At 60.2% G+C, this 26,524-nt stretch carries 27 protein-coding genes and 1 pseudogene; 9 read left to right on the plus strand and 19 right to left on the minus strand.

Translation table 11 applies throughout. The features are described 5' to 3' along the window. The first annotated feature begins 1 nt into the window (after window position 1). From JZX89_RS07965 to aidB, 3 genes are all read left to right on the plus strand, one after another. Complete coding sequence (locus tag JZX89_RS07965; protein WP_207133741.1) at window positions 2-673, plus strand: urease accessory protein UreF; 672 nt, start codon at window positions 2-4, stop codon at window positions 671-673. Window positions 674-935: 262 nt separating this feature from the next. Then, on the plus strand, window positions 936-1,547 hold the full coding sequence (ureG, locus tag JZX89_RS07970) for an urease accessory protein UreG (protein WP_046797824.1): 612 nt from the start codon (window positions 936-938) through the stop codon (window positions 1,545-1,547). Between the two features lie 3 nt (window positions 1,548-1,550). Next, on the plus strand, window positions 1,551-2,375 hold the full coding sequence (gene aidB, locus JZX89_RS07975; protein WP_207133742.1) for an AidB family quorum-quenching N-acyl homoserine lactonase: 825 nt from the start codon (window positions 1,551-1,553) through the stop codon (window positions 2,373-2,375). Window positions 2,376-2,446: 71 nt separating this feature from the next. On the opposite strand, the gene JZX89_RS07980 is transcribed toward aidB, so the two are convergent. The 11 genes from JZX89_RS07980 to JZX89_RS08030 form a co-directional block, all read right to left on the minus strand. Continuing rightward, a complete protein-coding gene (locus tag JZX89_RS07980) occupies window positions 2,447-3,136 on the minus strand; it encodes a Crp/Fnr family transcriptional regulator (protein ID WP_207133851.1) in 690 nt (229 codons plus the stop codon). Window positions 3,137-3,581: 445 nt separating this feature from the next. Beyond that, a complete protein-coding gene (locus JZX89_RS07985; protein WP_153516518.1) occupies window positions 3,582-6,902 on the minus strand; it encodes an efflux RND transporter permease subunit in 3,321 nt (1,106 codons plus the stop codon). A 13-nt stretch (window positions 6,903-6,915) separates the two neighbouring features. Then, complete coding sequence (locus JZX89_RS07990) at window positions 6,916-8,109, minus strand: efflux RND transporter periplasmic adaptor subunit (protein ID WP_207133743.1); 1,194 nt, start codon at window positions 8,107-8,109, stop codon at window positions 6,916-6,918. Window positions 8,110-8,473: 364 nt separating this feature from the next. Next, window positions 8,474-9,466, minus strand: coding sequence for an ABC transporter substrate-binding protein (locus JZX89_RS07995; RefSeq protein WP_149899918.1), 993 nt, complete (start codon window positions 9,464-9,466; stop codon window positions 8,474-8,476). A 21-nt stretch (window positions 9,467-9,487) separates the two neighbouring features. Beyond that, window positions 9,488-10,360 carry an ABC transporter permease gene (locus tag JZX89_RS08000; protein WP_207133744.1) on the minus strand — a complete coding sequence of 291 codons (873 nt, stop codon included), beginning with the start codon at window positions 10,358-10,360 and terminating at the stop codon, window positions 9,488-9,490. Then, window positions 10,357-11,232: an ABC transporter permease gene (locus tag JZX89_RS08005; RefSeq protein ID WP_153516522.1), complete on the minus strand. Its 876-nt coding sequence runs from the start codon at window positions 11,230-11,232 to the stop codon at window positions 10,357-10,359. The genes JZX89_RS08000 and JZX89_RS08005 overlap by 4 nt, the downstream gene beginning before the upstream one ends. A 249-nt stretch (window positions 11,233-11,481) precedes the next feature. After that, window positions 11,482-12,276 carry an ABC transporter ATP-binding protein gene (locus JZX89_RS08010; protein ID WP_207133745.1) on the minus strand — a complete coding sequence of 265 codons (795 nt, stop codon included), beginning with the start codon at window positions 12,274-12,276 and terminating at the stop codon, window positions 11,482-11,484. Beyond that, the gene (locus tag JZX89_RS08015) at window positions 12,273-12,710 is read right to left on the minus strand and encodes an NUDIX hydrolase (RefSeq protein ID WP_153516524.1); all 438 of its coding nucleotides are present in this window, start codon (window positions 12,708-12,710) and stop codon (window positions 12,273-12,275) included. The genes JZX89_RS08010 and JZX89_RS08015 overlap by 4 nt, the downstream gene beginning before the upstream one ends. A gap of 2 nt (window positions 12,711-12,712) precedes the next feature. Next, window positions 12,713-14,170 carry a dihydropyrimidinase gene (hydA, locus tag JZX89_RS08020; protein ID WP_207133746.1) on the minus strand — a complete coding sequence of 486 codons (1,458 nt, stop codon included), beginning with the start codon at window positions 14,168-14,170 and terminating at the stop codon, window positions 12,713-12,715. Window positions 14,171-14,172: 2 nt separating this feature from the next. Further along, the gene (locus JZX89_RS08025; protein WP_174373264.1) at window positions 14,173-14,601 is read right to left on the minus strand and encodes an endonuclease domain-containing protein; all 429 of its coding nucleotides are present in this window, start codon (window positions 14,599-14,601) and stop codon (window positions 14,173-14,175) included. A 188-nt stretch (window positions 14,602-14,789) separates the two neighbouring features. Continuing rightward, window positions 14,790-16,037, minus strand: a complete 1,248-nt coding sequence (locus JZX89_RS08030) for a Zn-dependent hydrolase (protein WP_207133747.1) — start codon at window positions 16,035-16,037, stop codon at window positions 14,790-14,792. Between the two features lie 260 nt (window positions 16,038-16,297). Between JZX89_RS08030 and JZX89_RS08035 the strand changes: the two genes are divergently transcribed. From JZX89_RS08035 to JZX89_RS08045, 3 genes and pseudogenes are all read left to right on the plus strand, one after another. Further along, window positions 16,298-16,939, plus strand: coding sequence for a TetR family transcriptional regulator C-terminal domain-containing protein (locus JZX89_RS08035; protein ID WP_149899924.1), 642 nt, complete (start codon window positions 16,298-16,300; stop codon window positions 16,937-16,939). A 254-nt stretch (window positions 16,940-17,193) separates the two neighbouring features. Then, window positions 17,194-17,517: pseudogene (locus JZX89_RS08040) on the plus strand (DUF2325 domain-containing protein); the annotation flags it as partial. Continuing rightward, window positions 17,498-17,782: a hypothetical protein gene (locus JZX89_RS08045; protein ID WP_207133749.1), complete on the plus strand. Its 285-nt coding sequence runs from the start codon at window positions 17,498-17,500 to the stop codon at window positions 17,780-17,782. The pseudogene JZX89_RS08040 and the gene JZX89_RS08045, both read left to right, overlap by 20 nt. Window positions 17,783-17,788: 6 nt before the next feature. On the opposite strand, the gene JZX89_RS08050 is transcribed toward JZX89_RS08045, so the two are convergent. The 5 genes from JZX89_RS08050 to uppO all read right to left on the minus strand — a co-directional run bounded on the left by JZX89_RS08050 (window position 17,789) and on the right by uppO (window position 20,802). After that, window positions 17,789-18,199 carry a DUF423 domain-containing protein gene (locus JZX89_RS08050; RefSeq protein WP_153516527.1) on the minus strand — a complete coding sequence of 137 codons (411 nt, stop codon included), beginning with the start codon at window positions 18,197-18,199 and terminating at the stop codon, window positions 17,789-17,791. After that, window positions 18,196-18,597, minus strand: a complete 402-nt coding sequence (locus JZX89_RS08055) for a group II truncated hemoglobin (RefSeq protein WP_207133750.1) — start codon at window positions 18,595-18,597, stop codon at window positions 18,196-18,198. The genes JZX89_RS08050 and JZX89_RS08055 overlap by 4 nt, the downstream gene beginning before the upstream one ends. 103 nt (window positions 18,598-18,700) lie before the next feature. After that, entirely contained in the window at window positions 18,701-19,054 is a 354-nt protein-coding gene (locus tag JZX89_RS08060) for a HepT-like ribonuclease domain-containing protein (RefSeq protein ID WP_149899928.1), read from the minus strand. After that, on the minus strand, window positions 19,054-19,350 hold the full coding sequence (locus JZX89_RS08065; protein ID WP_149899929.1) for a nucleotidyltransferase family protein: 297 nt from the start codon (window positions 19,348-19,350) through the stop codon (window positions 19,054-19,056). The genes JZX89_RS08060 and JZX89_RS08065 overlap by 1 nt, the downstream gene beginning before the upstream one ends. Window positions 19,351-19,386: 36 nt before the next feature. Further along, window positions 19,387-20,802: a polysaccharide biosynthesis phosphomannomutase UppO gene (gene uppO, locus JZX89_RS08070; protein WP_207133751.1), complete on the minus strand. Its 1,416-nt coding sequence runs from the start codon at window positions 20,800-20,802 to the stop codon at window positions 19,387-19,389. 258 nt (window positions 20,803-21,060) lie between these two features. Between uppO and uppM the strand changes: the two genes are divergently transcribed. Further along, window positions 21,061-22,686, plus strand: coding sequence for a polysaccharide biosynthesis protein UppM (gene uppM, locus JZX89_RS08075; protein ID WP_207133752.1), 1,626 nt, complete (start codon window positions 21,061-21,063; stop codon window positions 22,684-22,686). A gap of 19 nt (window positions 22,687-22,705) precedes the next feature. On the opposite strand, the gene JZX89_RS08080 is transcribed toward uppM, so the two are convergent. Beyond that, entirely contained in the window at window positions 22,706-22,915 is a 210-nt protein-coding gene (locus JZX89_RS08080) for a hypothetical protein (RefSeq protein ID WP_174373270.1), read from the minus strand. A 246-nt stretch (window positions 22,916-23,161) separates the two neighbouring features. On the opposite strand from JZX89_RS08080, the gene uppL reads away from it, so the two are divergent. Continuing rightward, window positions 23,162-23,956 carry a polysaccharide biosynthesis UDP-hexose transferase UppL gene (uppL, locus tag JZX89_RS08085; RefSeq protein ID WP_174373642.1) on the plus strand — a complete coding sequence of 265 codons (795 nt, stop codon included), beginning with the start codon at window positions 23,162-23,164 and terminating at the stop codon, window positions 23,954-23,956. Window positions 23,957-24,182: 226 nt separating this feature from the next. Continuing rightward, entirely contained in the window at window positions 24,183-24,428 is a 246-nt protein-coding gene (locus tag JZX89_RS08090) for a hypothetical protein (protein ID WP_149899931.1), read from the plus strand. Between the two features lie 24 nt (window positions 24,429-24,452). On the opposite strand, the gene uppJ is transcribed toward JZX89_RS08090, so the two are convergent. Both uppJ and uppH read right to left on the minus strand, forming a co-directional pair. Continuing rightward, window positions 24,453-25,397, minus strand: coding sequence for a polysaccharide biosynthesis UDP-hexose transferase UppJ (gene uppJ, locus JZX89_RS08095; RefSeq protein ID WP_207133753.1), 945 nt, complete (start codon window positions 25,395-25,397; stop codon window positions 24,453-24,455). A gap of 8 nt (window positions 25,398-25,405) precedes the next feature. Further along, the gene (uppH, locus tag JZX89_RS08100; protein ID WP_246746679.1) at window positions 25,406-26,317 is read right to left on the minus strand and encodes a polysaccharide biosynthesis endo-1,4-beta-xylanase UppH; all 912 of its coding nucleotides are present in this window, start codon (window positions 26,315-26,317) and stop codon (window positions 25,406-25,408) included. Window positions 26,318-26,524: the final 207 nt, after the last annotated feature.

The raw sequence follows: 26,524 nt of genomic DNA on the forward strand, positions 1-26,524 counted from the left end.
CGTGAGCGAGGATCGCGGCGTTGCCGCGCTGCTGCGGCTGATGGCCTGGCTGTCGCCAGCCTTTCCGGTCGGTGGTTTTTCCTATTCCGGCGGGCTGGAAAAGGCGGTCGAGGACCGGCGTGTCTGTGATGCCGCTGAACTGGGCGGCTGGGTGGAGACGCTTTTGCGCCACGGCAGCCTGTGGAACGATGCGGTGTTTCTGGCGGAAGGCTGGCGCAGGGGCACCGATGCCGCCGCCCTGAATGAAACGGCCACCCTGGCGCGGGCGCTGGCCGGCTCGGCGGAGCGATATCGCGAAACGGTGCTCCTGGGTGATGCCTTCGTTGCCGCTGCCGGCGCATGGCCGCATGCGGTTCTGGAACTATTGCCGAAGGAGTGTCCATATCCTGTCGCCGTCGGGGCCGTGGCCGCTGCGCATGCGGTGCCGCTTCAGGAAACGCTTGCCGCTTTCGCACATGCCGGGGTCTCGCAACTGGTTTCGGCCGGCATCCGCCTCGGCGTGGCAGGCCAGAAGGATGGCGTCGCTATTCTGGCCGCAAGCGAGGCGGTGATTGCGGAGATGGCGGCGCGGGCTGCGCAATCCACGCTCGATGACCTTGGCAGCGCCACGATCCTTGCCGATACGGCGGCGATGCGCCACGAGATGCAGGGCACGCGGCTTTTCCGTTCTTGAAAGCTACGGCATCGATGGAGCGAGTGTATGCCGCTTGTTTCTTCTCCCCGAGGGGGGAGAAGGTCGCGGCAGCGGGGTGAGGGGGTAAGCTCTCGATCTATCGCTGGGGTTGCCCCCTCATCCGACCCTTCGGGCCACCTTCTCCCCCTCGGGGAGAAGAAACAGGCGGCACGGTTCTTGCTTATCTTGAAGCGATAAGCGGAGGAGATATGGTGAGACAGGACCGAAGCATAGTGAAGGAAACACAGTCGTGAAATCGGGCATGAAATCGGGCAATGGCCCGCTGCGCGTTGGCATTGGCGGGCCGGTTGGTTCGGGCAAGACGGCGCTGACGGAAAAGCTCTGCAAGGCGATGAGCGCTGATTATTCCGTCGCCGTCGTTACCAATGATATCTACACCAAGGAAGACGCTGAGGCGCTGGTGCGCATGCAGGCGCTGCCGTCGGAACGTATCGTCGGCGTCGAGACGGGCGGATGTCCGCATACCGCCATCCGCGAGGATGCGACGATCAATCTGCAGGCGATTGCCGGGCTCAATGCCCGCTTTCCCGATCTTGATGTCGTCTTCATCGAATCCGGCGGCGACAATCTCGCCGCGACCTTTTCGCCCGATCTTGCCGATATCACCATCTATGTGATCTCCGTCTGCCAGGGCGAGGAGATTCCGCGCAAGGGCGGGCCGGGCATCACCCGCTCCGACCTGCTGGTCATCAACAAGAAGGATCTGGCCCCCTATGTCGGGGCCGATCTGACTGTCATGGACAATGATGCGACCCGCATGCGCAATGCCATGCCCTTCGTTTTCACCGATATGAAGCGGGGCGATGGGGTGGAGCATATCGTCGGTTTCCTGAAAGAACAGGGTGGTCTCTGAGCCATGAATACGTCTCTTCATTTCGGCCCCTATGCTGTCTCCCGTTTTGTCGATGGCGTTTACAAGGCGCCCGTCGGCCATCTCATCCATCGGCAGGGCGAGACGGCGCTGGCCGCGGTTCTCGACGGGCTTGAAGGCGAGACGGTGGATGTGGACGTCAATTGTTTCGCGCTCTCCGGGCCAGATGGCATCTGGCTGGTCGATGCCGGTTGCGGCACGGCCTGGGGTGCCGCCTATGGCCATGCCCGCGCGGCGATGATCGCCGCCGGTATTCAGCCGGCCGATGTGAGGCGTGTCATCCTCACCCATATTCACGGCGATCATGCGCTTGGCCTCATTGATGGCGAAAAGCCCTATTTTTCCAATGCGGAAATATGGTTGCCGGAGGCCGATCTCGGCTTTTTCACCAGTGCGGATGCCCGCAAGAGCCTGCCGCCTGCCCGGCAGGGCGGTTTCGATCTCGCCTCCCGACTGCTCGATATCTGTGGTGCCATGCTGCGGCCGATCCCCATGGGCATGATTGCCGAGGATATCGAGGCGATCGCCATGCCCGGCCATACGCCGGGGCATGCCGGCTATCTCATCGGCAGCGGTGATAACCGGCTGTTATTGTGGGGTGATGTGCTGCATGTGAGTGGATTGCAGGCGGACGATCCTGCAATCGCTTTCGTTTACGATATCGATTCCGAACTTGCCTATGCCACCCGTCTTGCGGCGCTGGCGGAGGCGGCCGATCACGGCTGGCTGGTGTCCGGTGGCCATCTCGGCGGGTTTTTCCATATTGAACGGCAGGGCGATGGCTTCTGCTTTGTGCCGCAGCCGGGCTGATCTGCCCTTTCCGGAACGGCGAAAGGCGGGCTGCCGGCTGGCATCCCGCCCTTCTTCCTCTCCCGCTATCTTCAGATCTGCTTCAATGCCGCGACGTCATTGACCTGCACGATGCGGCCACGCACGGTGACGCCTGATTTTTTCAAGGCCGAGAAGGCGCGCGACAGAGCTTCCGGCGCAAGGCCGAGCTTGCCGGCAAGCAGGCTTTTCTGGAATGGCAGCCGCATCGAAAAGGATGTCGCGTCGCGCGGGCCCTGATTGATGAGATAATGGGCGACGCGTTGTGGTGCTGTCTGCAGCCGGTCGTTGGCGATGCAATCCATGGTGCTGAGCAGGCTGTTGGAAAGGCAGCGCATGACGGCCTTGGCGATTGCCGGTTCCTGATCGATCAACGTGCGGATTCTCGCGAGCTCGAAACGCGCCACCGTGCAGCTTTCCGCCGCCTGTGCGCTGTAACGATAGCTGTCGCTGCCGAAAATCAGGCATTCGTTGAACGTATCGCCCGGGCCGCTGACGCGCACATCCGCCTCGCGCCCATGCCTGTCCAGCCGGTAAAGGCGGACATAACCCGACAGAACGCAATAAAAATGCTGCGCCGCTTCGCCTTCCTTGAAGAGCACATGGCGGGCGTTGACATTGATGATGGTCGCCGCCTCCATCAGCTTCAACGCCACTGCGTCATCCGCTATCCCGATCAAGGGCGCGCGCAGCAGAATGTTCCTGTCCCTGTTGCTCAGCTTCACGGTCTTGTTCACGTCCATCCGGCTCCCGCTCAAACCTTTTGCCGGGCTGTCCGCAGCGATACGAAACCGGGGATGTTCCGTCTCTCTCACGCCTATCTGCAAAGAACTCATCGCATTATCCTTCGACCGGCAATTCCCGATGCGAGGGAGATTAGCAGTTCACCTGAAAAGCGAATTGATTTCGATCAAACGGGCTTTGGCAATATGGCCGGGCCACTCGTGCTCCAGACAGAAGGTTAAATATGGAGCGGGCGAGTACGGCATATTTCTTCTCCCCGAGGGGGAGAAGGTCGCGGCAGCGGGATGAGGGGGCAAGCTCCCCGTAAATCTCTGCCGTTGCCCCCTCATCCGACCCTTCGGGCCACCTTCTCCCCGGCGGGGAGAAGAAGCAAGCGGCGACGCATTGCGCAAAATAAGAACGCCGGGCACAAGGCCCGGCGTTTCAATCTTCATTTTGCAAGCTTCACTCCGCAGCAAGCGGCGGCAGCCGCAATATATTGCTGCCCCTGTCGCTGGATTTGTCTCCCGAGCCCTTTTCCATGCCGGCGACCCGGGCCTCCAGCGAGGAGAGCGCCAGGCTGTTTTCGCGGGCGATCTCCGAGAGTTTCTCATTGGAGAGGGCCTCTTCCTCCTCTTCCTTCTTGCCGACGAAACGGCCGAAGAGGTGGGCGAGCAGGCGCGACAGGTCGTCCATGATCAGGAAGAAGGCCGGAACCACGATCAGCGACAGCACGGTCGAGACGATGATGCCGCCGATGACCGCGATTGCCATAGGCGCGCGGAACGAGCCGCCTTCGCCGACGCCGAGTGCCGAAGGCAGCATGCCCGCCGACATGGCGATGGAGGTCATGATGATCGGGCGGGCGCGCTTGCGGCCGGCCTCGATCATGGCTTGCACCCGTTCCATGCCATGACGGCGCATTTCGATGGCGAAGTCTACCAGAAGGATGGCGTTCTTCGTCACGATGCCCATCAGCATCAGGATACCGATGAGAACCGGCATGGACAGCGCGTTCTGGGTGATGATGAGCGCGACGGCCACGCCGCCGATGGCGAGCGGCAGCGAGAACAGGATGGTGAAGGGCTGGATGACATCCTTAAACAGCAGGATGAGCACCACCAGCACCAGCAGCAGGCCGAGCAGCATGGCGTTAACGAAGCCCTGCTGCATTTCACCCTGCACCTTGGCGTCGCCGCTTTCCGCCAGGCGGACGCTTGCCGGCAATTTGGTTTCCGCCACGATCCGCTTGAACTCGGCCGTCGATGTATCGAGCGCCGTGCCGAACGGCACGTCGGAGCCGATGGAGACGACGCGGTTGCGGTCGTTGCGCTTGATCGAGCTTGGACCTTCCGAATAGTCGATATCGGCAACGCTGTAGAGCGGCACCAGCGACCCGGATGCGGTCTTGATCTTCAGGGCGCGGATGGTGGCGAGATCGCGGCGGGTATCGATGGACGCCTGTACGCGGATCGGAATCTGCCGGTCATCGAGCGAGATCTTCGTCAGCAGCGCATCGATATCACCGATGGTGGCGACGCGAACCGTCTGCGAAATCTGCTGCGGCGTGATGCCGAGGCGGGCGATTTCATCCTTGCGCGGGCGGATCTGCAATTCCGGACGTGGCAATGCGCCTTCCGAGCTGACATTGGCGAGGATGGGCGAGGCGCGCAGGCGGCTTTCGAGAATGCCGACGGCGTCGTTCAGGTCCTTCTCGTTCGACGACAGGAAGTTGAAGCTCAGCTCGCGTTCCGCACGGTCGTTCAGCTTGATGATGCGCACATCCGGAATGGTGCGGACCTTGGCGAAGATATCCCGTTCCACATCCCATTGCGGTCGGATGCGGCCCTTTTCTTCCACCTTCGGAAGATATTGGCCGATGAGCGGAATGGAGCCCAGCCCCTTGTTGACCAGCACCTTCAGAAGCGAGTGGTCGATATGCTGGAGGATGACGTTGACGGTGGCGCGGCGAAGTTCCAGATCGCCCTTGGGCGACGCGCCGCCGAGAATGAAGACGCTTTCCACGCCGTTGATGTCACGGATGGCATGGAAGATCTCGGTCGTTGTCCGGTCGGTTTCATCCAGCGTCGCATTGGGCGGCAGTTCCACTGAAAGCGTCACGCGCGAGGCGTCGTCCGGCGGCAGGAAGCTGCCCGGAACGCCGGCGAGAAGAATGACGGAGGCAACGAGGAAGCCGATGGCGCCGATGAGCGTCAGGTAACGTGCCCACCATTTGCGGGTGGTGGCGGAAACCATGCGCGTATAGGCCTTCATCAACCGGCCGTCATTGTCATGATGGTCGTCCATCGCGTCTTCGGCGCGCATCAGATAGGCCGCCATCAGTGGCGTGATGAGGCGGGCCACCGCCAGCGAGAAGAACACCGAGAAGGCAACCGTCAGACCGAACTGGATGAAGTACTGACCGGGAATGCCGGGCATGAACGACACCGGCACGAAGACGGCGATGATGGTGAAGCTGGTGGCGATGACGGCGAGACCGATTTCGTCGGCGGCCTCCAGTGCTGCCCGATACGGCGTCTTGCCCATCTTGATATGGCGGGCGATGTTCTCGATTTCCACGATGGCGTCGTCCACGAGAATACCCGTGGCGAGCGTCAAGGCCAGGAAGCTGACGAGGTTGAGCGAAAAGCCCATCAGGTCCATGATCCAGAAGGTCGGGATCGCGGAAAGCGGTAGCGCCACGGCGGCAATCAGCGTGGCGCGCCAGTTCCTGAGGAACAGCAGGACGACGATGATGGCGAGGATGGCGCCCTCGATCAGCGTATCCAGCGCCGCCTTGTAGTTGCCATAGGTGAAATAGACGGCGTCGTCGACCATTTGGATCGAGACTTCCGGATGATCCTTGCGGACCTTTTCGAGGCTTTCCGCTACGGTTTCGGCGACCGAGACCTCGCTTGCGCCCTTGGAGCGGAACACTGAGAAGGTGACGGCGGGGTTGCCGTTGAACCGTGAGAAGGATTTCTGCTCCTGATAGGTGTCGGCCACCGTACCCAGTTCGGAAAGCTTGACGAAGCGGCCGTTGGAGAGCGCAATGGTGGTGTTGGCAAGCTGCGTCACGTCGCGCGTATCGCCGAGCGTGCGGATCGTCTGCTCATTGCCGCCGATCTGGCCGCGGCCGGAACCGAGATCGATGTTGGTGCCGCGCAGCTGGCTGTTCACCTCGCTCGCGGTGATACCGTAGGCATCGAGCTTTTCGGGGCTGAGCGAAACACGCACTTCGCGGTCCGCACCACCGTAACGGTCGACCTTGCCGATGCCGGACTGGCCCTGCAGCGAGCGTTTGATCGTGTCGTCGACGAACCAGGACAGTTCTTCGAGTGTCATGTTCGGCGAAGAAACGGCAAAGGTCTGGATCGCCTGGCCTTCGACGTCGATCTTGCTGACGACAGGCACTTCGATATCGGAGGGCAGATCGCTGCGGATCTTGTCGATGGCGTCCTTCGTGTCCTGAACCGCTTCTTCCGTCGGCTTTTCGATGCGGAAGACGACCGTTGTCGTCGACTGGCCGTCGACCACGGTGGACTGGATTTCATCGACGCCGCTGATGGCGGCGACGGCGTCTTCGATTTCCTTCGTCACCTGCATTTCCAGCTCGGAGGGCGAAGCGCCGCTCTGGGTCACGGTGACGGCAACGACGGGAACGTCGATATTCGGAAAACGGGTGATCGGCAGGGTCTTGAAGGCCTGCATGCCGAGGATCATCAAAAGCGCGAAGCCGAGAAGCGGCGCAATCGGGTTACGGATTGACCATGCGGAGAAGTTCATTTCATTCCCTCAGTCAGTTGGACGCAGCCGTCTGGGCCTCGACCGGTCGGATCCGGTCACCATCACGCACGAATGCTCCAGCTTTCTCGACAACCTTGTCTCCAGCGGTAAGGCCGCTGACAATTTCGATAAAACCGCTGTCTTCTATGCCGGTCTCGATCTTCACCTGCTTGACGACGTCGCCTTCCACCTTGCGGGTGGTCGAGCCTTCGCGTCCGGAGGTGACGGCCGATAGCGGCAGGGCAAGCGCGTTCGTCTCTTCGACGATGATCTCGGCGCTGGCATACATGCCGGATCGTGCCGGGCTGTTTTCCGGCAGCACCACATGCACGGAGCCGAGGCGCGTCGTCGGATCGACGGTCGGCGAAACGAGGCGCACCTTGCCCTCTATTTTCTGGGTTCCGCCGGCAACCGTCAAATAGGCTTTCTGGCCGGCCTTGACCTTCTGAATATCGGTTTCGGAAAGATCGGCGACGAGTTCGATCGCACCATCCTTGATGACGGTGAAAAGCGGGTTGCCGGAACCGCTGGCAATGGCCCCGACCTTGGCGTTCTTGGCAGAGACGATGCCGGCCACGGGGGTTTTCACGCCCGTGCGCGTCAGCTTCAGATCGATGTCGTCGATCTGCGCGTCAACGACCTTGATATCTGCTTCGCCAGCGGAAACGGCCTGTTTGGCGGCCTCGAGCCGGGCCTGCGCCACTTGGGCGGCAGCCTCGGTCTTTTCCGTCTCGGAGACGGAACCGGAGCCGCTCTGGCCGAGCTTGGCGGCCCGGTCTCGCTGGCGGATAGCGTCGTTGAGATTGGCCTGCGCTTCCAGCACCTGCGCCTTCGACTGGGTGACGGAGGCTTCGGCCTTGGCCTTGTTGGCCTCAAGCTGGCTCTTCTGCAGCACAAGGCTGTCGGAGGAGAGCACGGCCAGAACCGCATTGGCTTCCACCCGGTCGCCGATATCGGCATTCAGCGTATCGATCGATAGGCCGTCAACCAGCGGCTGGACGTAAATCTCGTCCACGGGGCGGATCGTGCCTGTTGCGATGATGCGGTCGACGAGATCGCGTTTTGCGGCGTGCGCCACGATGATGGAGGGCAGATTCTGCTGTTTGGCCGGTGCCTGCGCTTCGCCTTCGGCGGCAGCCGAAAAAGGCAGTGCCGTTGCGGAAAGAAGGAGTAAAACAAAGCGGTTGAAGATAAATTTATGCTGCATGTGTCTTGGCTCGCGCAATATCCGATCGCATGTCCTGCAGCCGTAAGGCGTGTTTTAATAGGTCATGCGATAGCGAATGTGAAACAAGGGATCACAATACTTCCTTTTCGATCCTCCCGATTCAAACGCCCCTCAACGCGAACCTTAAGCACATTGCCCTTGTGCTTTTTCTACAAGATCAAATTTGGCAGTCTTGTGGGGCGGACTCTAATTGTTGTTGTCGTGCAAATCAATCCGCATAGCCACGATGGTTGATATACATTTTTGTATAGGTCTGGATATTGTAATTGGTCAAATAGGTTACCAGTGAAAAAAGAAACGCGCGGACAGGGCCGCGCGTTCCCTGCTTTCGGGTTCGATTTGACTATTTCAGCGCCGCATCGGTGATTTCGGTGGTGTAAGCGCCGGAGGGTTCCTTGGTGATGACAGGATCGGACCCGCCGCCGAGCAGGGTTTTGACGGTGCGATCATAATCCGCCTTGTCGAGCGCGCCTTTCGAACCGGCAGTCAGTTTTGCCACTTCGCCCATCATCCGCTTCTGGTGCTTTTCGGTCTGGGCGCCGGAGGCGTCGTTTTCGAGAACGATACCGGCGGCATCGTCAGGGTTTTCTTCCGCCCATTTCCAGCCCTTCATCGAGGCACGGACGAATTTGACCATGTCCTCCTTGAATTTGGCGTCCTTCAGCTTGTCTTCGAGAACGTAGAGCCCGTCTTCCAGCGTCGCCACGCCTTCATCTTCATATTTGAAGGTGACGAGGTCTTCCGGCTTGATGCCGGCGTCGAGGACTTGCCCGTATTCATTGTAGGTCATGGTGGAAATGCAGGCGGCCTGCTTTTGCAACAGCGGATCGACGTTGAAGCCCTGCTTGAGAACGGTGACGCCATCAGCCCCGCCGGTGGTCGGGATTTTCAGGTGCGCCATCCATGACAGAAACGGATATTCATTGCCGAAGAACCAGACGCCGAGCGTCTTGCCCTTAAAGTCGTCAGGCTTGGTGATGCCGGTTTCCTTGAGGCAGGTGAGCATCATGCCAGAGGATTTGAACGGCTGGGCGATGTTGACCAGCGGCACGCCCTTTTCACGGGTGGCGAGTGCGGATGGCAGCCAGTCTACGATCACGTCAGCACCGCCACCGGCCAGAACCTGTGCCGGCGCAATATCCGGGCCGCCCGGCTTGATGTCGACATCAAGGCCTTCGGCTTCATAGAAGCCCTTGTCCTTGGCGACGTAATAACCGGCAAATTGCGCCTGGGTCACCCATTTCAGCTGCAGGGTCACCTTGTCGGCGGCCTGCGCATTCACCGCCGTCATCAGTGACGCGCCGGCCAGAAGCATGGATGCTAGTTTCATTTTCATCGCTGTTCCCTTTTTCGTTATTTACGTTCGTCCCCCACGGACGGACGGATGCCAGAAGGTGACGGCCCGCTCTGCGAGCGCCACCAGACCATAAAAGCCGGAGCCTGCGAGCGCTGCGACAGCGATTTCGGCCCAGACCATATCGACATTGCTGCGGCCCATTTCCGCCGAAATGCGGAAACCCATGCCGACGATGGGTGTGCCGAAGAACTCCGCGACAATGGCGCCGATCAAGGCCAGCGTGGAGTTGATCTTCAGTGCATTGAAAATGAAGGGCCAGGCGGCGGGCAGACGCAGTTTCATCAGCGTCGGCCACCAGCCGGCGGCATAGGTGCGCATCAGGTCGCGCTCCATGTGGCTTGCGGCGGCAAGGCCCTGCACCGTGTTCACCAGCATCGGGAAAAACGTCATGATGACGACGACGGCCACTTTCGACTGCCAGTCGAAGCCGAACCACATGACCATGATGGGGGCGACGCCGACCACCGGCAGAGCGGAGACGAAATTGCCGATGGGCAGCAGCCCGCGCTGGAGGAAGGGCGATCTGTCGATGAGGATGGCGACGATGAAGCCGAGGCCGCAGCCGAGCACATAGCCCGTCAGCACGGATTTAAGGAATGTCTGGCGGAAATCCGCCCAGAGGATCGGCAGAGAGCCGAGAAGACGGGCTAGGATGGCGCTGGGGGCCGGCAGCAGGATGGGCGGCACGGCAAAGCCGCGCACGATGCCTTCCCAGAGCGCCAAAAGGGCAAGTCCGAAAAGCAGCGGCACGGCGATGTCGCTGATGCGCTTTGCGGCGGGCGCGGAGAACCTGCGGCGCACCAGCCATTCGTTCACGGCCCAGGCGGCAAGCCAGAACAGGATCGCGCCGATAAACCAGCCGGGGTTCGTCATGGTCTTGCTCCCATTCTTTTCAGCACGGCGGCGTGGGCGATGCCGATAATGGAGACCAATAGGGCGGCGACACCGGCTGCCATGAACAGCGCCGCCCATATCTGCACCGTCTGGCCATAATAGGAGCCGGAGAGCAGCCGCGCCCCGAGACCGGCGACGGCCCCTGTCGGCAATTCACCGACGATGGCGCCGACCAAAGCAATCGCGATGGCGATTTTCAGCGAGACGAAGAGATAGGGCAGGGCGGCAGGCCAGCGCAACTTCCAGAAAATCTGGCCCGGCGAGGCATTATAGGTGTGCATCAGGTCAAGCTGGATGGTTTCGGGACTTCTCAGCCCCTTCACCATGCCGACGACGATGGGGAAGAAGGACAGGTAGGTGGAGATCAGCGCCTTGGGCAGCAGCCCGGAAATGCCGATGGAATTCAGCACCACGATGATCATCGGTGCAATGGCGAGGATGGGGATCGTCTGGCTGGCTATGATCCACGGCATGACGGAGCGATCCATGGCGCGGTTATGCACGATGGCGACGGCAAGCAGGATGCCGAGGACCGCACCGATGGCGAAACCGAGCAGCGTGGCCGAAAGCGTGACGCCGGCATGATAGACGAGGCTGCGCTTGGAGGTGATCGCCTTGTTGACGGTGGTGTCCCACAGTTCGGCGGCAATCTGGTGGGGGGCGGGGAGGACCGGGCGTTCCTGTGCGAAGGTTTGCGGCAGGAGTTGTGAGAAGCTCAATGTCTGGCCTGCGCGGGTGGCCTGATCGCGGGCGAAGGGCATGTTGAGATAGATGACGGCGATGTGCCAGAGGATGAGGATGGCGAGGAGGACGGTGAGGATGGGGAGGAGGCGGTGGCGGAGGAGGGTCATTGTTTTTCGCTCCGCTGCGTGCATCGAGGGTGATGATTAGCGGTGACCTGTGGGTGAGGCTTACCCCCCTCTGCCCTGCCGGGCATCTCCCCCACAAGGAGGGAGATCGACTCGCGGCGATGTTTCGGCCATCTCAACGCCTGTGGAAAGAGCATTGGTAGCGCTCCTTGCCGATCTCCCTCCTTGTGGGGGAGATGTCCGGCAGGACAGAGGGGGGTAGCACTTGCCGCAACGGCCTCGTTTCCAGCATCACCCCTCATAACTATGCCCCGCCTTCAACCCCTCACGCACACGATGCGCAATCGCCAGAAACTCCGGCGTTTCCCTGATCTCAAGCGGCCTCTCCCTGGGTAAAGTGGATTCGATCACATCGGTCACTCTCCCCGGCCGCGGCGACATGACGACGATTTTCGTCGAGAGATACACTGCTTCCGGAATGGAATGGGTGACGAAGCAGATGGTCTTGCCGGTCGTATCCCAGAGTTTCAGCAGCTGTTCGTTGAGATGATCGCGGACGATTTCGTCGAGCGCGCCGAAGGGTTCGTCCATCAGCAGCAGGTCGGCATCGAAGGCGAGCGCGCGGGCGATGGAGGCACGTTGCTGCATGCCGCCAGAGAGTTGCCAGGGGTATTTCTTGCCGAAACCGTTGAGGTTGACGAGGTCCATCGTACGCTCAATGCGTTCGCGCTGCTGGGCTTTGGTGTAACCCATGATTTCGAGCGGCAAAGCGATGTTCTTTTCGATGCTGCGCCAGGGATAAAGTGCTGCCGCCTGAAAGACATAACCGTAGGATCGGTCTCGCCGGGCGTTTTCCGGCGTCGTGCCGTTGACGGTGATCTCTCCCGATGTGTGTTTTTCGAGATCGGCAATGACCCTCAGAAAGGTGGTCTTGCCGCAACCCGACGGGCCGATGAAGGAGACGAACTCGCCCTTGCCGACTTCGAGATCGACATTGGACAGCGCATGTACCGGGCCATCCCCCGTTTCGAAGGTGAGGCCGAGATTTTTGGCGGAAACGACGGAATAGGGGGAGGCCGGCTTCATCGTGGCTTGGTTTCGCTTTCCGTCAGGGCCGCGCGCGCCAATGGCAGCATGCGGGTTTCGGTGAGTCTGGCGATCGGCAGATCGGGCTTGGCGTCGAGATCGAGCCAGCGCACTTCCTCGATTTCCGCCTGCGGCAGAACCTCGGTATGAAGTCTGGCTATAAAAGCATGGGCAACGACGTCGGCCCCCGGCTCATTGGCGGCTTCCTCCCGGAAGACACCTTCGTAACGAACGGCATGGTCTGGCAACGTCAGGCCGATTTCCTCGGCAAGTTCGCGGTGAAGCGCCTGCTGTGGTGTTTCGCCCGGGTCGATCTTGCCGCCCGGTTGCATGAATTGCGTGGTGCCGCGCTTGCGCACCACCAGCATCTGCCGCCGCTCGTTTAAAAGAACGGCAGCGGCGATGATGATTTCACGTTTTGCTTCAGTGTTCATGATCACACGCCCGATGCCGGAATGCCGCTGCGTTCCACCCGGCGCGGCGAAACGAGTTCTTTCCAGGTGGAAAGCGCCCGGCTGACGGCGGGGTAGGGATCGCGGGGGATAAACTGGCCGTGGCCCGGCTGCGTTTCGATGCTGCCCTCCTCGACGCTGACGAGACCGCGCGACAGGGTGAAGCGCGGCAGCCCCCTGATCTTTTGTCCCTCAAACACGTTGTAGTCGATGGCCGATTGCTGGCTCGCTGCGCTGATGGTCTTTTTCAGTGCCGGATCCCAGACAACGATATCGGCATCACTGCCAACGAGGATCGCGCCCTTTTTCGGATAGATGTTGAGGATCTTGGCGATGTTGGTGGAGGTGACGGCGACGAATTCGTTCATCGTCAGACGTCCGGTCACCACACCATGGGTCCAGAGCAGCGGCATGCGATCCTCCAGCCCGCCGGTGCCGTTGGGTATCTTGCGGAAATCACCAATACCGAAGTGTTTCTGCTCGGTGGTGAAAGCGCAATGATCGGTCGCCACGCATTGCAGCGAACCTGACGCCAGACCCGCCCAGAGGCTGTCCTGATGCTGGCGGTTGCGGAAGGGCGGCGACATGACCCGGCGGGCGGCGTGATCCCAGTCGGGACTGGCATATTCGCTTTCATCGAGGATCAGGTGCTGGATCAGCGGTTCGCCATAAACACGCATGCCATTCTGCCGGGCGCGGCGGATCGCTTCATGCGCCTGCTCGCAGGAGGTGTGGACGACATACAGCGGCGCGCCGGCCATATCGGCAATGATGATGGCGCGGTTGGTGGCCTCGCCTTCAACGGCGGGCGGCCGCGAATAGGCGTGGGCCTCGGGGCCGATATTGCCTTCCGCCATCAGCTTTTCCTGCATCTGCGCGACGATATCGCCGTTTTCCGCGTGCACGAAGGGAATGGCGCCCAGCTCGGCGCAGCGCGAGAAGGAGGCGAACATCTCGTCATCATTCACCATCAGCGCGCCCTTATAGGCCATGAAGTGCTTGAAGGAATTGATGCCCTTTTCCAGAACCACCGTCTTCATCTCGTTGAAGACCTGCTCGCCCCACCAGGTGACGGCCATGTGGAAGGAATAATCGCAATTGGCCCGCGTCGCCTTGTTGTCCCAGCGTTGCAGCGCGTCGAGAAGCGATTGCCCCGGTTCGGGCAGACAGAAATCCACCACCATGGTGGTGCCACCGGCCAGCGCCGCCCGCGTACCGCTCTCGAAGTCATCGGCGGAATAGGTGCTCATGAACGGCATTTCCAGATGCACATGCGGATCGATGCCGCCGGGCATGACGTAACATCCGGTGGCATCGAGGATCGTGCCGCCCGTCAGATCTGGGCCGATCCCGGTGATCCTGCCGCCTTCGATCTTCACATCGGCCTTGTAGGTCAGGTCTGCGGTGACGATGGTGCCGTTTTTGATGATGGTGGCGGTCATTGTTACGTGTTCCCGGTAGCGAGGGCTGGCGAATAACGGTCGGGATGATCAGGCAGGAAACTCTCGGCGTTCAGGACGGCGAGGATGGTGTTGAGCGTCGAGGAGGGCTCTTCGAAAATTTCGTGGTTCCAGAAGCGCAGAACCGCATAGCCCTCGCGGTTCAGCCAGAGCGTTCGTTGCCGGTCGTGCGTGGAAGAGGCGTGCTGCGACCCGTCCAGTTCGACGATCAGCTTTTTTTCGCGGCAGACAAAATCGGCGATGTAAGGGCCGAGAGGAACTTGCCGACTGAATTTGAAGCCGTTTAGCCGCCGGTTTTTCAGTTCGTACCAAAGGCGGTATTCGGCATCCGTTTCGTCATGGCGGAGCTTTCGGGCCTGGGTGGTTTTGCCGGAATGGCGCTTCGATGCTTTTTTACCGATGTGATCGGCCATGACCCTTGCCCCCTCATCCGGCCCTTCGGGCCACCTTCTCCCCGGCGGGGAGAAGAAATGTGAGGCACCGTCGCAGGTTTTTGCGACGTGGGTGAGAGGGGCGAAAACACTGCCGCGTGTTTCTTCTCCCCGCCGGGGAGAAGGTGGCCCGAAGGGCCGGATGAGGGGGCCTGCCATCGTGGGTACGATCATTCCACGATCTCCGCCGTCTCCAGCACCGCATGCAGCAGCACGTCGCAACCGGCCTTTGCCCATTCCTGCGAAATCTCTTCCGCCTCGTTGTGGGAAAGCCCGTCCACGCAGGGGCAGAAGATCATGGTGGAGGGGGCGACTCTCGCTGTCCAGCAGGCATCGTGGCCAGCGCCGGAAATGATGTCCATGTGGCTGTAGCCGAGTTTTTCGGCAGCCTCGCGCACGCGGCCGACCAGCACCGGATCGAAGGTGACGGGATCGAAATGGCCGATGGCCTCGATGGTGCAGCCGACGCCGAGTTCTTCGGCGATCTGGGGCACCTCACGTTCGAAAATGGCGCGCATGCTGTCGAGTTTCGCCTGCGAGGGGGTTCTGAGGTCGATGGTGAAAACCACTTTGCCCGGTAACACATTGCGGGAATTGGGGGTGAAAATCATCTGGCCGACGCCGGCGACGGCGCCCGGCTGGTGGGCCATGGCTACTTCCTGCACCTTTTCGAGAATGCGGGCGGCGGCAAGGCCGGCATTGACGCGCATGGCCATCGGGGTGGAGCCGGTATGGGCCTCCTTGCCGGTCAGCGTCACTTCCAGCCACCACAGGCCCTGGCAATGGGTGACGACGCCGATCTGTTTTTCCGCCGCCTCGAGGATCGGCCCCTGTTCGATGTGGTATTCGAAATAGGCGTGCATTTTACGCGCGCCGACCTCTTCCTCGCCCAGCCAGCCGATGCGCTTCAGTTCGTCGCCATAGGTCTTGCCGTCAGTATCGGTGCGGCTATAGGCGTAATCGAGATCGTGGATGCCGGCAAAGACGCCCGATGCCAGCATGGCGGGCGCAAAACGCGCGCCCTCCTCGTTGGACCAGTTGGTGACGGTGATCGGGTGTCTGGTCCTGATATTGAGATCGTTCAGGCTGCGCACCACCTCCAGCCCGGCCAGCACGCCAAGCACGCCATCGAACTTGCCGCCGGTCGGCTGGGTGTCGAGGTGGCTGCCGATATAGACGGGCAGCGCGTCCGGATCCTCGCCGGGGCGGGTAGCGAACATGGTGCCCATGCGGTCGACGCCAAGCGTCAGGCCCGCCGCCTCGCACCAGCGCTTGAACAGGTGGCGGCCTTCTCCATCCTCATCCGTCAGTGTGCGGCGATTATTGCCGCCGGCGATGCCGGGGCCGATCTTCGCCATGTCCATCAGACTGTCCCACAGACGGTCGCCATTGACCGTCAAGTTCTTACCCGCCGCCATGAAGTGTCGTCCTCACCTGTTTTGTTTTTATCGAAGCAAAGCTTGTGCCGTTCCCGTTTTTGCCGGCTAAGATAACAGCCATTGCCTTGTGCTGGCGATGATGGATAAATTGACCGGCTGGTAAACAATGCAAATTTGCGATGACGTCAGCAAGGGACTTTTGTGACGAATCGCACTAATTTTGCCCAAACTGTACGCGTCGATTATTTTTTAATCATACTGTAGCGGCAATTGCATCGAAAAGAAACAGAGAGCAGAGAATGGCCATACCGCGCGCAGCGAAAACACAGAAGCGGACCCGCATTCAGGAGGAAAAGCAGGAAGCTATCCTCGAGGCAGCGCTCAGTGTCTTTTCCATCAATGGCTTTCGTGGTTCCACCATAGACCAGATTGCCGAGGCGGCCGGCATGTCCAAGCCGAATGTGCTTTATTATTTCCGCACCAAGGAGGCGATGCATCGCGCGCTCATCGAACGGGTGCTGGATACCTGGCTTGATCCGCTCAGGGCTTTTGATGCCGGGGGCAATCCCGAAAGCGAGATCCGTTCCTATATTCGCCGCAAGCTGGAAATGTCGCGGGATTTTCCGCGTGAAAGCCGGCTATTCGCCAATGAAATCCTGCAGGGCGCGCCGCATATCGAGGATGAGCTGAAAGGGCCGCTGAAGCAACTGGTGGATGAAAAGGCCGAGGTGATCCGCGCGTGGATGAAGGCCGGCCGGATCGCCAAATGTGATCCCTACCATCTTATCTTTTCGATCTGGTCGACAACCCAGCATTATGCGGATTTCGATGTGCAGGTGCGGGCGGTGCTGGGTGACAGACACGGCGGGGATGGCCGTTTTGAAGATGCGGCCCGGCATCTGGAGCAGCTTTTCATGGGTGGATTGCGGCTAAACGGCTAAGCGGGACGGGTTCTCGCGAATATGTGATCGATGTTTTGCGTCAAAACATGAGGAAAATGATCACCTTTATACTTTACTCTAAAACTCATCTTTATTATGGTGCCGCTATCCCGAACGTCCGGGGCATGAAAAATCAACCGGCAGGTGAGGGAATGGCACGCAAGGAAAAGAAGAAGGCCGGACGCGGCGGCAAGCAGGCTATTGGCGCGCCACAACCTGAAAGGGACGTGGTCGCACAGCAGCCTTCCGGCCCGAAAAGCTTTCTTTATGTCGGCGGCCGTGACTGTCAGGTTGCGCATCTTCGCCAGATCGCCAGCAATTTCGGCGCCGAGCTGATCCATCACGATGGCGGCCTGCGTGAAGCGGTGTCGCGCATCGATACCGTTCTCCCCTCCGTCGACTGCGTTTTCTGCCCCATCGACTGTATCAGCCACGATGCGTGTCTGCGGGTGAAGTCGGGTTGCAAGAAATTCGGCAAGACGTTCATTCCGCTGCGCAATGGCAGCAAATCCAGTCTGGAGCGGGCGCTGCAGACCATGAATGAACGGACCTCCAGCGATGAGCGACGAGCGCAATAATTTCCATGATGATGAGCCCGCGGCAGCAGAAGCCTGCCGCGTGGAGCTGCACAAGATGGCCGAACATGCCGCCGATCCGGCCCTGACGGACATGTATGAGATCGTCGGCGAACGGGAGCGGCGCAACCGTGCGGCGGCCGACAGCAATGTGGTGACCTTTCCCCATCTACGCACCCGCCAACCCGGCGAAACGCCGTCTTTCGCGCTCGGCGAAGCGGCTGAAGGCGGCCGCAACATCCTGTCATTTCGCTGGACGCGGCGTTAAGGCCGATCAGCCTTTCGGCTTCAAAAATGCCCCGGCGCAGAGCACGAGCCATCCGGCAATCATGCCAAGGCCGCCCGTGGGGGCGGCGAAGGGAAACAGGCTGTGGCCGGAAAAATGCCTTGTGACGAGATCACCGACAAAGATCGCGGTACCAAGCCCGAGGATCAGGCCCGCCGGAATGGCGGTTCTGATACGGTCCGCGCCGATATTGAGCGCCACCAGCACCGGGGCATGCGCCAGCGCCATGGCCGAGGCATTGCCCAGCATATAGGTCTCGCCGGTATGCGTGGCGGCGGCAGCAAGCATGACGCCCGCAGCCCCGAGCAAACCGCCCAGCAGCAAAATGAAGGATCGCAGCCGTTCGCGCGGCACTGTTGCGCCTGTCGAACTTCCGTTGCTCACGCTTGAATTGCTCATGGGCTGTCCGCCTCCTGGTTCTGCATGTGAAAGGCCAGCCGCTCCACCGGCGCCCAGATGATCTCGCGCAGCTTCGGGTTCTCGATGGTCTCGTCCATGGCGCGGCGGAAGCAGAGCAGCCATTCGTCCCGCTCGGCAGGGCCGATGGGCGCGACGAAATGGCGGCGGCGCAACATTGGATGGCCGTGTTTCTCGACATAGACGGGCGGTCCGCCAAGATATCCCGTCAGATAATCGTAAAACTTCGCTTCGCTGCCGGAAAGATCGGCCGGGTGAATGGCACGGCAATGCGCCGCCTCCGGCAGGGTGGCCATCAATTCATAAAAGCGCCGGGTCAGGGCCTTGACGGTCGCATCGCCGCCGATCGCTTCATAAAGGGTAGTGGTCTCGCCGCTCATCGTCCGCCTCTTCTGGCCCTGCGGTCCTTATCGCTTTCTCAAGCGGGAAGAGCAACAGGGAAAGGCGGGATGCGACATTTGGGACATTGTGCCGATAGACCCCTCAGTTTTCGGATCTGATGGATCGTTGAATAGCCTGAACGGCGATTTTGAGTGGTGCGACATGTTCGGTAACCACGGCCCAAACCACATCGTCCGCGATCTTGTGGTATTCATGGCGGAGAATATTGCCGATCCCGCGAATTTGTTTCCATGGAATGTCCGGTGCGAGGTCCAGCAAGTCCTCCGGAATGTGCCGTGATGCCTCGGAAACGATCTCCAAGGCACGCTGTACAGCAAGCTTGAGGAGCCAATTCTGCTGGAAATCAGCAAGTGACAGGCCTGCGGTGTGGGTCTCAATGCCGTTTATGGCCTCCAGAATTTCGGAGAGAACTGGTCCGACCCTGCGTTTAATCATCAAAATATCCGGACTGCGGATTGTTCGATGTCATTGCGAAGCAGCGGGTGGAGGCTGTTGCGTGTCGTCACGTCCACTTCCACCGCCAACTCTTCTTCCAGAAACTGCTTGATACCGACGAGATCGAGCAATGAGAAACGGCGGTCCGGATCATAGTCGATGAAGATGTCCAGATCGCTTGAGCCAAGGGCTTCATCGCGGGCCGTCGATCCAAAAAGATAGAGCGACGTTGCGCCCATGCTTTTCACCGCATGGGCGTGTCGCCTGAGTTTTCTGATCGCGTCCGTTCTCTTCATGCGTTCAGCTTATATCATCCCGCATGCGCCATCCACTCATCCAAAATTGCGGATGAGATCGAGCCCCTTGTTCAGCAGCGTTTCGGCTTCGTCCTGATTGGCGGCTTCGACGTAGCAGCGCATTTCGGGCGCGTTGCCGGAAGGGCGGAAGTGGATGGTGCTGCCGTCGGTGAGCGCCACGCGCAGGCCGTCGATGTCGCTGAGCGTCTTGACCTTGCCGACCGGAGCGAGGAAAGCCTCAAGATTGTCGCGCGAAGCGCGCAGATGCGTCATCAGGGCGGCGCTTTTTTCCTGGGCGAAATTCTCCAGACGATCGGCGGCGGCGACCGGCAGATTATAGGCGGCGGCGATCTCCGACAGCGGCTTTTTCTGCTCGGCCGACAGAAGCAGCACGGCGAGAACCGGCAGGAAGCTGTCACGCGTCGGCAGCGGCGAGACTGCCCTGCCGTTGAGGGTGAAGGCGGAAGCGGTCAGCAGGCCGCCATTGGCCTCGAAGCCCATGACGCCGTTTCTGCCGGCGGCAAGCGCCTCTGCCATGCCGGCGATGACGAAAGGCGAGCCGACCCTGGTGCGGACGACCTCGAAGGAACCGCTGGCTTCAATGCCGGAATTGGAGGTGACGGGGGTGACGACCACGCCGGCATCGAGGAAATTCGCGGTGATAAGCCCGATCAGGTCGCCGCGCAGCGGCACGCCGTTTTCATCGGCAAGCAGCGGGCGGTCGCCGTCGCCGTCAGCGGAAACGATGGCATCGAGACCATGTTCCGGCGCCCACTTCTTGAGAAGCGTGAGCGTTTCCGGCGAGACCGCCTCGGTATCAACAGGAATGAAGGTCTCCGAGCGGCCGAGCGCCACGACGTCGGCGCCATAGTGGGCGAGAACGTCGACGAAGAGATCGCGCGCCACGGTGCTGTGCTGGTAAACGCCGATCTTGAGGCCCGAGAGCGCCTTTTCCGGCAGCAGCGCGATGTTGCGTTCGTAAAACAGTTCGGCTGCAATTGCGGAATGGTCTTCCGCCGTCGCGGCCTCGTCACTCACACCTTCCGCTTCGACTTCGACTGCAAGGGCGGCGATTGCCGTTTCATCCTGCTTGTCGATTTCGCCGTCCGGGCGATAGAATTTGATGCCGTTGCGATCGGCCGGAATATGCGAGCCGGTGATCATCAGCGCGCCTGCTTTCAGCGACAGGCCGTAAAGCGCCAGAGCCGGTGTCGGCACCGTGCCGCAATCGAGCGGGGTGAGACCGGCCTTTTTCAGAGCGGCGATACAGGTGGCGGAAACATCCGGGCTCGAGTCGCGGAAATCGCGGGCCACAAGAATGGGGTCGCCGGCCTTTGCCTGACCCGATGTGAGAAGGTGCCTTGCAAATGCCGTCGCATAGACGGCCGAGGCTTTTCCTTTCAGATCGACAGAGAGACCACGAAGGCCGCTCGTTCCAAATTTCAGGCTCATGCCAAACTCCGTTTCGATAAAATCTTTGAGGTTCAAATGGATAATATAAAAATATAACGGCTGAAAGAACCGTATTGATCCATTCAGGTCAATCATCTCTTTCATGGCGGCCACGAATGGGCGATGATTACGGGGATGAAGCGGGTAACCTAAAATTCACCCGTCATATTTAAACTTGTCTGTCGATAGCGGCTCTGGCGACGATGGAAACCATATGTTGCCGGCCTTTTTTGTGGTTCATTCGAGTTGGATTGGCTAATGTACAGGCTTCAAAAGGCGGGACATAAGCAGGCACGTCCGCTTGATGAAAAAACGGCGCCCGCCGCCAGACCCCACGGTTCCCTGCTGGACGATCTGGTGGATGAGGACGAGGTTTTCGAACGCACGGTGCTGAAAGAGCATCTGGAGCCGAAACCGGTCGCCGCCGCCGAGCCGACCCCGGCCGAGAAGCCGGTGAAACCATCCTCGCCGACCGGTAATCTGGCGACCGCACTGCCGGGCCTGAAGCATATCGACAGGATCGGTGTGGACGATGTGATCATCTGGCTGCGGAACGGCATTGTCTGGATTGTGCTGGCGATCATTCTCTGCGTCGCCGCCGCGCTTACCTATGCTTCCATGACGCCGCCGCGTTACACCGCTTATACGGATATCGTCGTTAATCCCTCCAATCTCAACGTCGTCAATGACGGCGTGTTTTCGCCGAGCCAGCAGCGCGACACCCAGATCCTCGAAGTGGAAAGCAAGCTGCGCACCATCACCTCGCGCAACGTGCTGGCACGGGTGGTGGATGAGCTGAAACTCGATCAGGACGGCGAATTCATCAATCCGCCGCCGCTTGCCCGGCTGAAGGCGATGTTTTCGTCGAAGCCGGAAGATGGCGACAACCGGGTGGGCGCGCTCCGTTCCCTCGGCGACCGGGTAGCGGCGGAACGCGATCCGCGTTCCTTCGTGGTGACGCTGTCGGTCTGGACCAACGACGCGGAAAAATCCGTGGCGGTTTCCAAGGCCATCGTCAAAGCCTTTGAAAGCGAGTTGTTCCAGACGACCTCCGACAGCAGCCAGCGCGTTGTCGACGATCTCAAAAAGCGGCTTGAGGAAATGCGTGAGAACGTGACCGTTGCCGAAAAACGGGTGGCGGATTTCCGTCGTGAAAACGGGTTGCAGGAAAATAATGGCCAGCTGGTCAGCAATCTCGCCTCCGGCGAACTGAATGCGCAGGTTCTTGCGGCACAGCAGCGTGTCATTCAGGAAGAATCACGTCTGAAGCAGATGGAAGCGGCGATTGCCCAGAACCGCACGCAGAGCGACGCCATCTTCGATAGCCAGACCATGAACACCATCCGTGCGCAATATAGCACCCTGCAGCAGCAGATCGGCGCGATGACGCTGACCTATGGTGCGCGGCATCCGCGCCTGGCAACCGCAGGGGCGGAGCGCGCCATGCTGGAACGCGGCATGGCGGATGAAGCGCGGCGCATCCTGCAGGCGGCCAAGACAAATGTCGCCGAGGCCCGCTCCTCGCTTGATGCCCTCAGATTGAAGGCGGTGGCGGAACGGGCCAACGTCTTCACCGATAACGAGGCGCAGGTGCGGCTCAGGGATCTGGAGCGCGACGCCAATTCGGCCGCCGCAATCTACGAGACCTATCTCACCCGCTCACGCCAGCTTGCCGAACAGCAGTCGATCGATTCCACCAATGTGCGGGTGATTTCGCAGCCCGTTGCGCCGAATTCCAGAAGCTGGCCGCCGGGCAAGCTGACCTTCCTGATTGCCGGTGGCGCAGGCGGTCTTTTCCTTGGTCTCGGCATTGCCGTGGCGCTCGGGCTCTGGGGTTATCTGCGTCGCAACGATCACGATGAAAGTGCTGCGCGCTACGCCTGACGGGGCTGACCCGCGGCGCTTATTCTTCCGACGTCAGACCGTCATAAACTTCGAGCAGGGCAGCGGCGATGGCGGCACCCAGCGCATTGCCCGCATCCCGAATGCCGGCCTCGTCGCCGTCGCGCACCGAAACGGCGAGATCGGACGCTTCGTTGGCGACGATTTCCTTTGCCCGTTCTATTGCCCAGAGGCCGAAATCGCCGCGGTTGTCGATCGAGATAGTTTCCATGGCCTTGACCTTTTCTGTGGTGTGGGTTCGCGGTTCCTTAACCCATCGGTGGGCAAACCGGAATAGGCGGAAAGAGCGGTCTCAACCTGCGGGCGTGTAAATTGTCGACTTCAAGCGGCGGGTTTATAAAAATATTAATGATAGTTCTTCGTAGTGTTTGAAGCCTTATACTCTAAGCATATGTGTGACTATAACAATGAAACGATGCCTATCTTGGACACCGGACAGATTATGACAGGGAGCGAAATGCCGGATGCGAAAGGGCCGAACAAGACCTGGCCCGTCATTCCGCTTGCGGCTTTACCCATCACTGACGTGACGATTGAAGAAACGGCTGAGGATTTCATCCTGCGGTCGGTGCGCGTGCGCGCTGCCGGCGCAAGGCCGTTCTATTCGACCTCGGCGAACGGTCAGGTCATCGCGCTCTGCCATCACGACAGGGAATTTGACGCCATGCTGCGGCAGGCGGACCAGATTCACGCCGACGGCATGTCCCTGGTAATCTTTTCCCGCAAGTTCTGCCCGAGTGCGCTGCGCGAACGCGTCGCAACGACGGATCTCGTCCACGCGGTTGCCCGCCGGGCCGAAGAGACGGGCGCGCGGTTTTATTTCCTCGGTGGCTCCGAAGAGGTCAACCGCGCCGCAGTCGAGGAAATGCAGAGGCTTTATCCGCGTCTGGTTTTTTCCGGGCGACGCAACGGTTATTTCAGCCGGGACGAAGAAGAGGCGATCCTGGCCGATGTCGTCGCATCGCAGACCGATATTCTCTGGGTCGGTTTCGGCATTCCGCTGGAGCAACGCTTCGTTTCGCGCAATCTGGACAGGCTTTCCGGCATTGCCGTGGTCAAGACCTGCGGTGGCCTGTTTGATTTTCTCGCCGGCAAGAACAGCCGCGCGCCGCAATGGATGCAGGATATGGGGCTGGAATGGCTCTACCGGGCGATGCTTGAGCCGAGACGTCTCGGCAAACGTTACCTGCTGACCAATCCGATCGCTATATATTCGCTTCTGAAACACAGCTACCGGGCTTCGGGACGCTGACAAGGCGGAGAGGAAAACGGCAGTTTCGCCGTCCTCGGTTTTGCCCTTCTCAGTTTTGACTGTTCAGCGGATTTTTTGAAAGCCGCGTTCGCCAATCTATATGAGATCACCCTAACGTATTGAAACAATGCGTCTCGCCGCTGAAATTCGTTGCAACTGGCCGCAACGGCGTTACACTGGGGAAATATTATAAATTTATTCGAATCAGAGATATTTGAGGGCAGCAATGGTCATTACGTCCATTTCTCTTTTTGTTTATGGGATTGGCACCGTTACCTCTCTCGCCATGACCTATATTGAAGGCGCCCGCCGCGACAGGGATTGGGATTTTTATCGGGTGACCGGTATCGTTCTTTGTTTCTTCTGGCCGGTTCTGGTTCCGCTTCTCATCCTTGCAGCCGTCTTTTCCTCCCTCGGTTTCCAGAAGCGCATGAATACGATTTCGCTGGGCAGGGAAAAAACGCTGGGCTGACACTGGCGCCCGTAATCAGGGGTATCAGGCCTTTTTCACCGGCGCCTTATAGGGCGTGAGCGTGATGCCGAGGCTCGCCATCACGCGGCCGATGGACATTAGCGGCGGATGGGTGGCGGGCAGCAGCGCTCCGGTTTTCAGGAAAGCGGCAACGGCGCGGATAAGCGACAGGCCCAGGCTGACGATGTTTTTGGCGGCAAGCAGCAGTCCGCCCTTGAGGCCGGGACGGCGAGCGCGGTCGATGCTGTAATTGATGATACCGGTTCTGAGCGAGCGCTCCATGATCCAGCGCGGCGCCATGCGGTTTTCCGGCACATATTCGATGATGAGGGCTTGAGCGCTCCAGGCGAATTTGAAACCGGCCTTGCGGCAGCGAGTGAAGAAATCCATATCGCCGCCGCCGAGGAAATTGAACCGCACGTCGAATTCCGGTTTCGGCAAGCTTTCGAAAACTTTCCGTGAAATCAGGCAGTTACCCGATCCGTGGATCTGCTCGACGGGGCCGGTCGGCGCTTCGATGGAGCCGAACAGCGGATGCGACAGAACCGCCTTTGGCGCGGGCGCGTCGAATTCACGGTTGACCGGTCCGCCGACGATATCGACGCTGAAGGACTTGGCCGCCGACACCATCTCGGCGAGCCAGACGGGGGAGGCGGCCTCGTCGTCATCGATCATCAGGAACCACTGAGCGGAAGGGTAGCTCTGCCGGGCGGTGCGGAAGGCGGTATTGATGGCGTAACAATTGCCCTGCGTCGGCTCCACCAGAGCCTGCCCGGCCATGCCGCTTTCGCCAAAAAATGCGCGTGCGACGGCAAGGCCCTGCTGGCCTGCGCCATCATTGTCGACCACGACGACTGCGAAGGGAAAATCGACCTTCTGGGCTGCGAGCGACAAAAGCGTCTTTCGCAGGCCTTCGGGCCGGCGGAAACTGGGAATGCACACCACCGCTTCCGGCATGATCTCGGGCATGGAAACTCCTAAATACCGGCAAGCGCTGCGGCGGAAAAAACGATGGCCCGGAGGCTCTGGCGTGGGCGATTGAGAAACGTATCGGCAAGCGCGGAGAAAGCCTCACGGTAGCGGCGGGCGCGAAAAGCCTGCGCCACGGTATAGGCATTCATGTGGTTTTCGGATTTGTGGCGAAGCCGCCGCAGTTCCTGCGGGGAAATGGCGGCGACGATGGCGGGGTCGGAAAACACTGCCTTGATGGCCGGCTCGCAGTCCCGGAAGGTCAAAAGCCGGTTCATCATCACGCTCGTCCGGTGCACCCGGTAATCGAGCACATGGCAGCCGGGCAGATAGACAAAGCGGCCGGCGGCGGCGAGCCTGCACCAGCCATACCAGTCTTCCGCATAACGCAACGTCTCGTCGAAACCGCCGAAATCCTGAAAGATCCGGGTCCCGACCAGCATGATGCCGCCATTGACGATGAAGTTTCCACCCAGCAGCTGCTGGAGGATGAAACCGTCAGGCTTTTCACGGCGGCGGATGAGATTGCGCCGGCCGATCTTGACGCCGTTTTCGTCGATGCGCTCGTAGTCGCCATAGACGGCAACGACGTCAGGGCCGGAGATACCGGCGCAAAGGGCGGCGATGGCGCCCGGCTTCAGCCGGTCGTCGGCATCGAGAAACATCGTCCATTCGCCGCGCGCCTGCGACAGGCCGAAATTGCGCACGGCGGAAACGCCCTGCCTTCCCTGCGGCCGGGCGAGCAGTTTGACACGTGGATCGGAAAAACCTTCCACCTTTTGCGCGGTGGCATCGGTGGAGCCGTCATCGACCACCAGCACCTCGCGGATGGTCTCGCCCTGAAGCAGGACGCTTTCGATCGCTTCCACGATGTAACGCTCGCCGTTGCGAACGGGAATGACAATCGAAACGGAAACCAAGGTTTTCAACTCCATAAGGGTGGGCCAAGAATTCGCACAGCGAAGTTACTACCGGATTAAGCGGGCCTCGCCAATTATGACGTGGTATAGCGTCGGTTAACCTTGCAAATCTTTAATATCCTTTTGGCATGATCGAGATGTTATGTTTTGAGAATTAGAGCGCGGTTGCGTCCTTTCGGACGTTAATGTGTGGGTTGCGGAGGCGGG

Origin of the sequence: Agrobacterium burrii (assembly GCF_017313405.1) — a bacterium.
GTDB lineage: Bacteria > Pseudomonadota > Alphaproteobacteria > Rhizobiales > Rhizobiaceae > Agrobacterium > Agrobacterium burrii.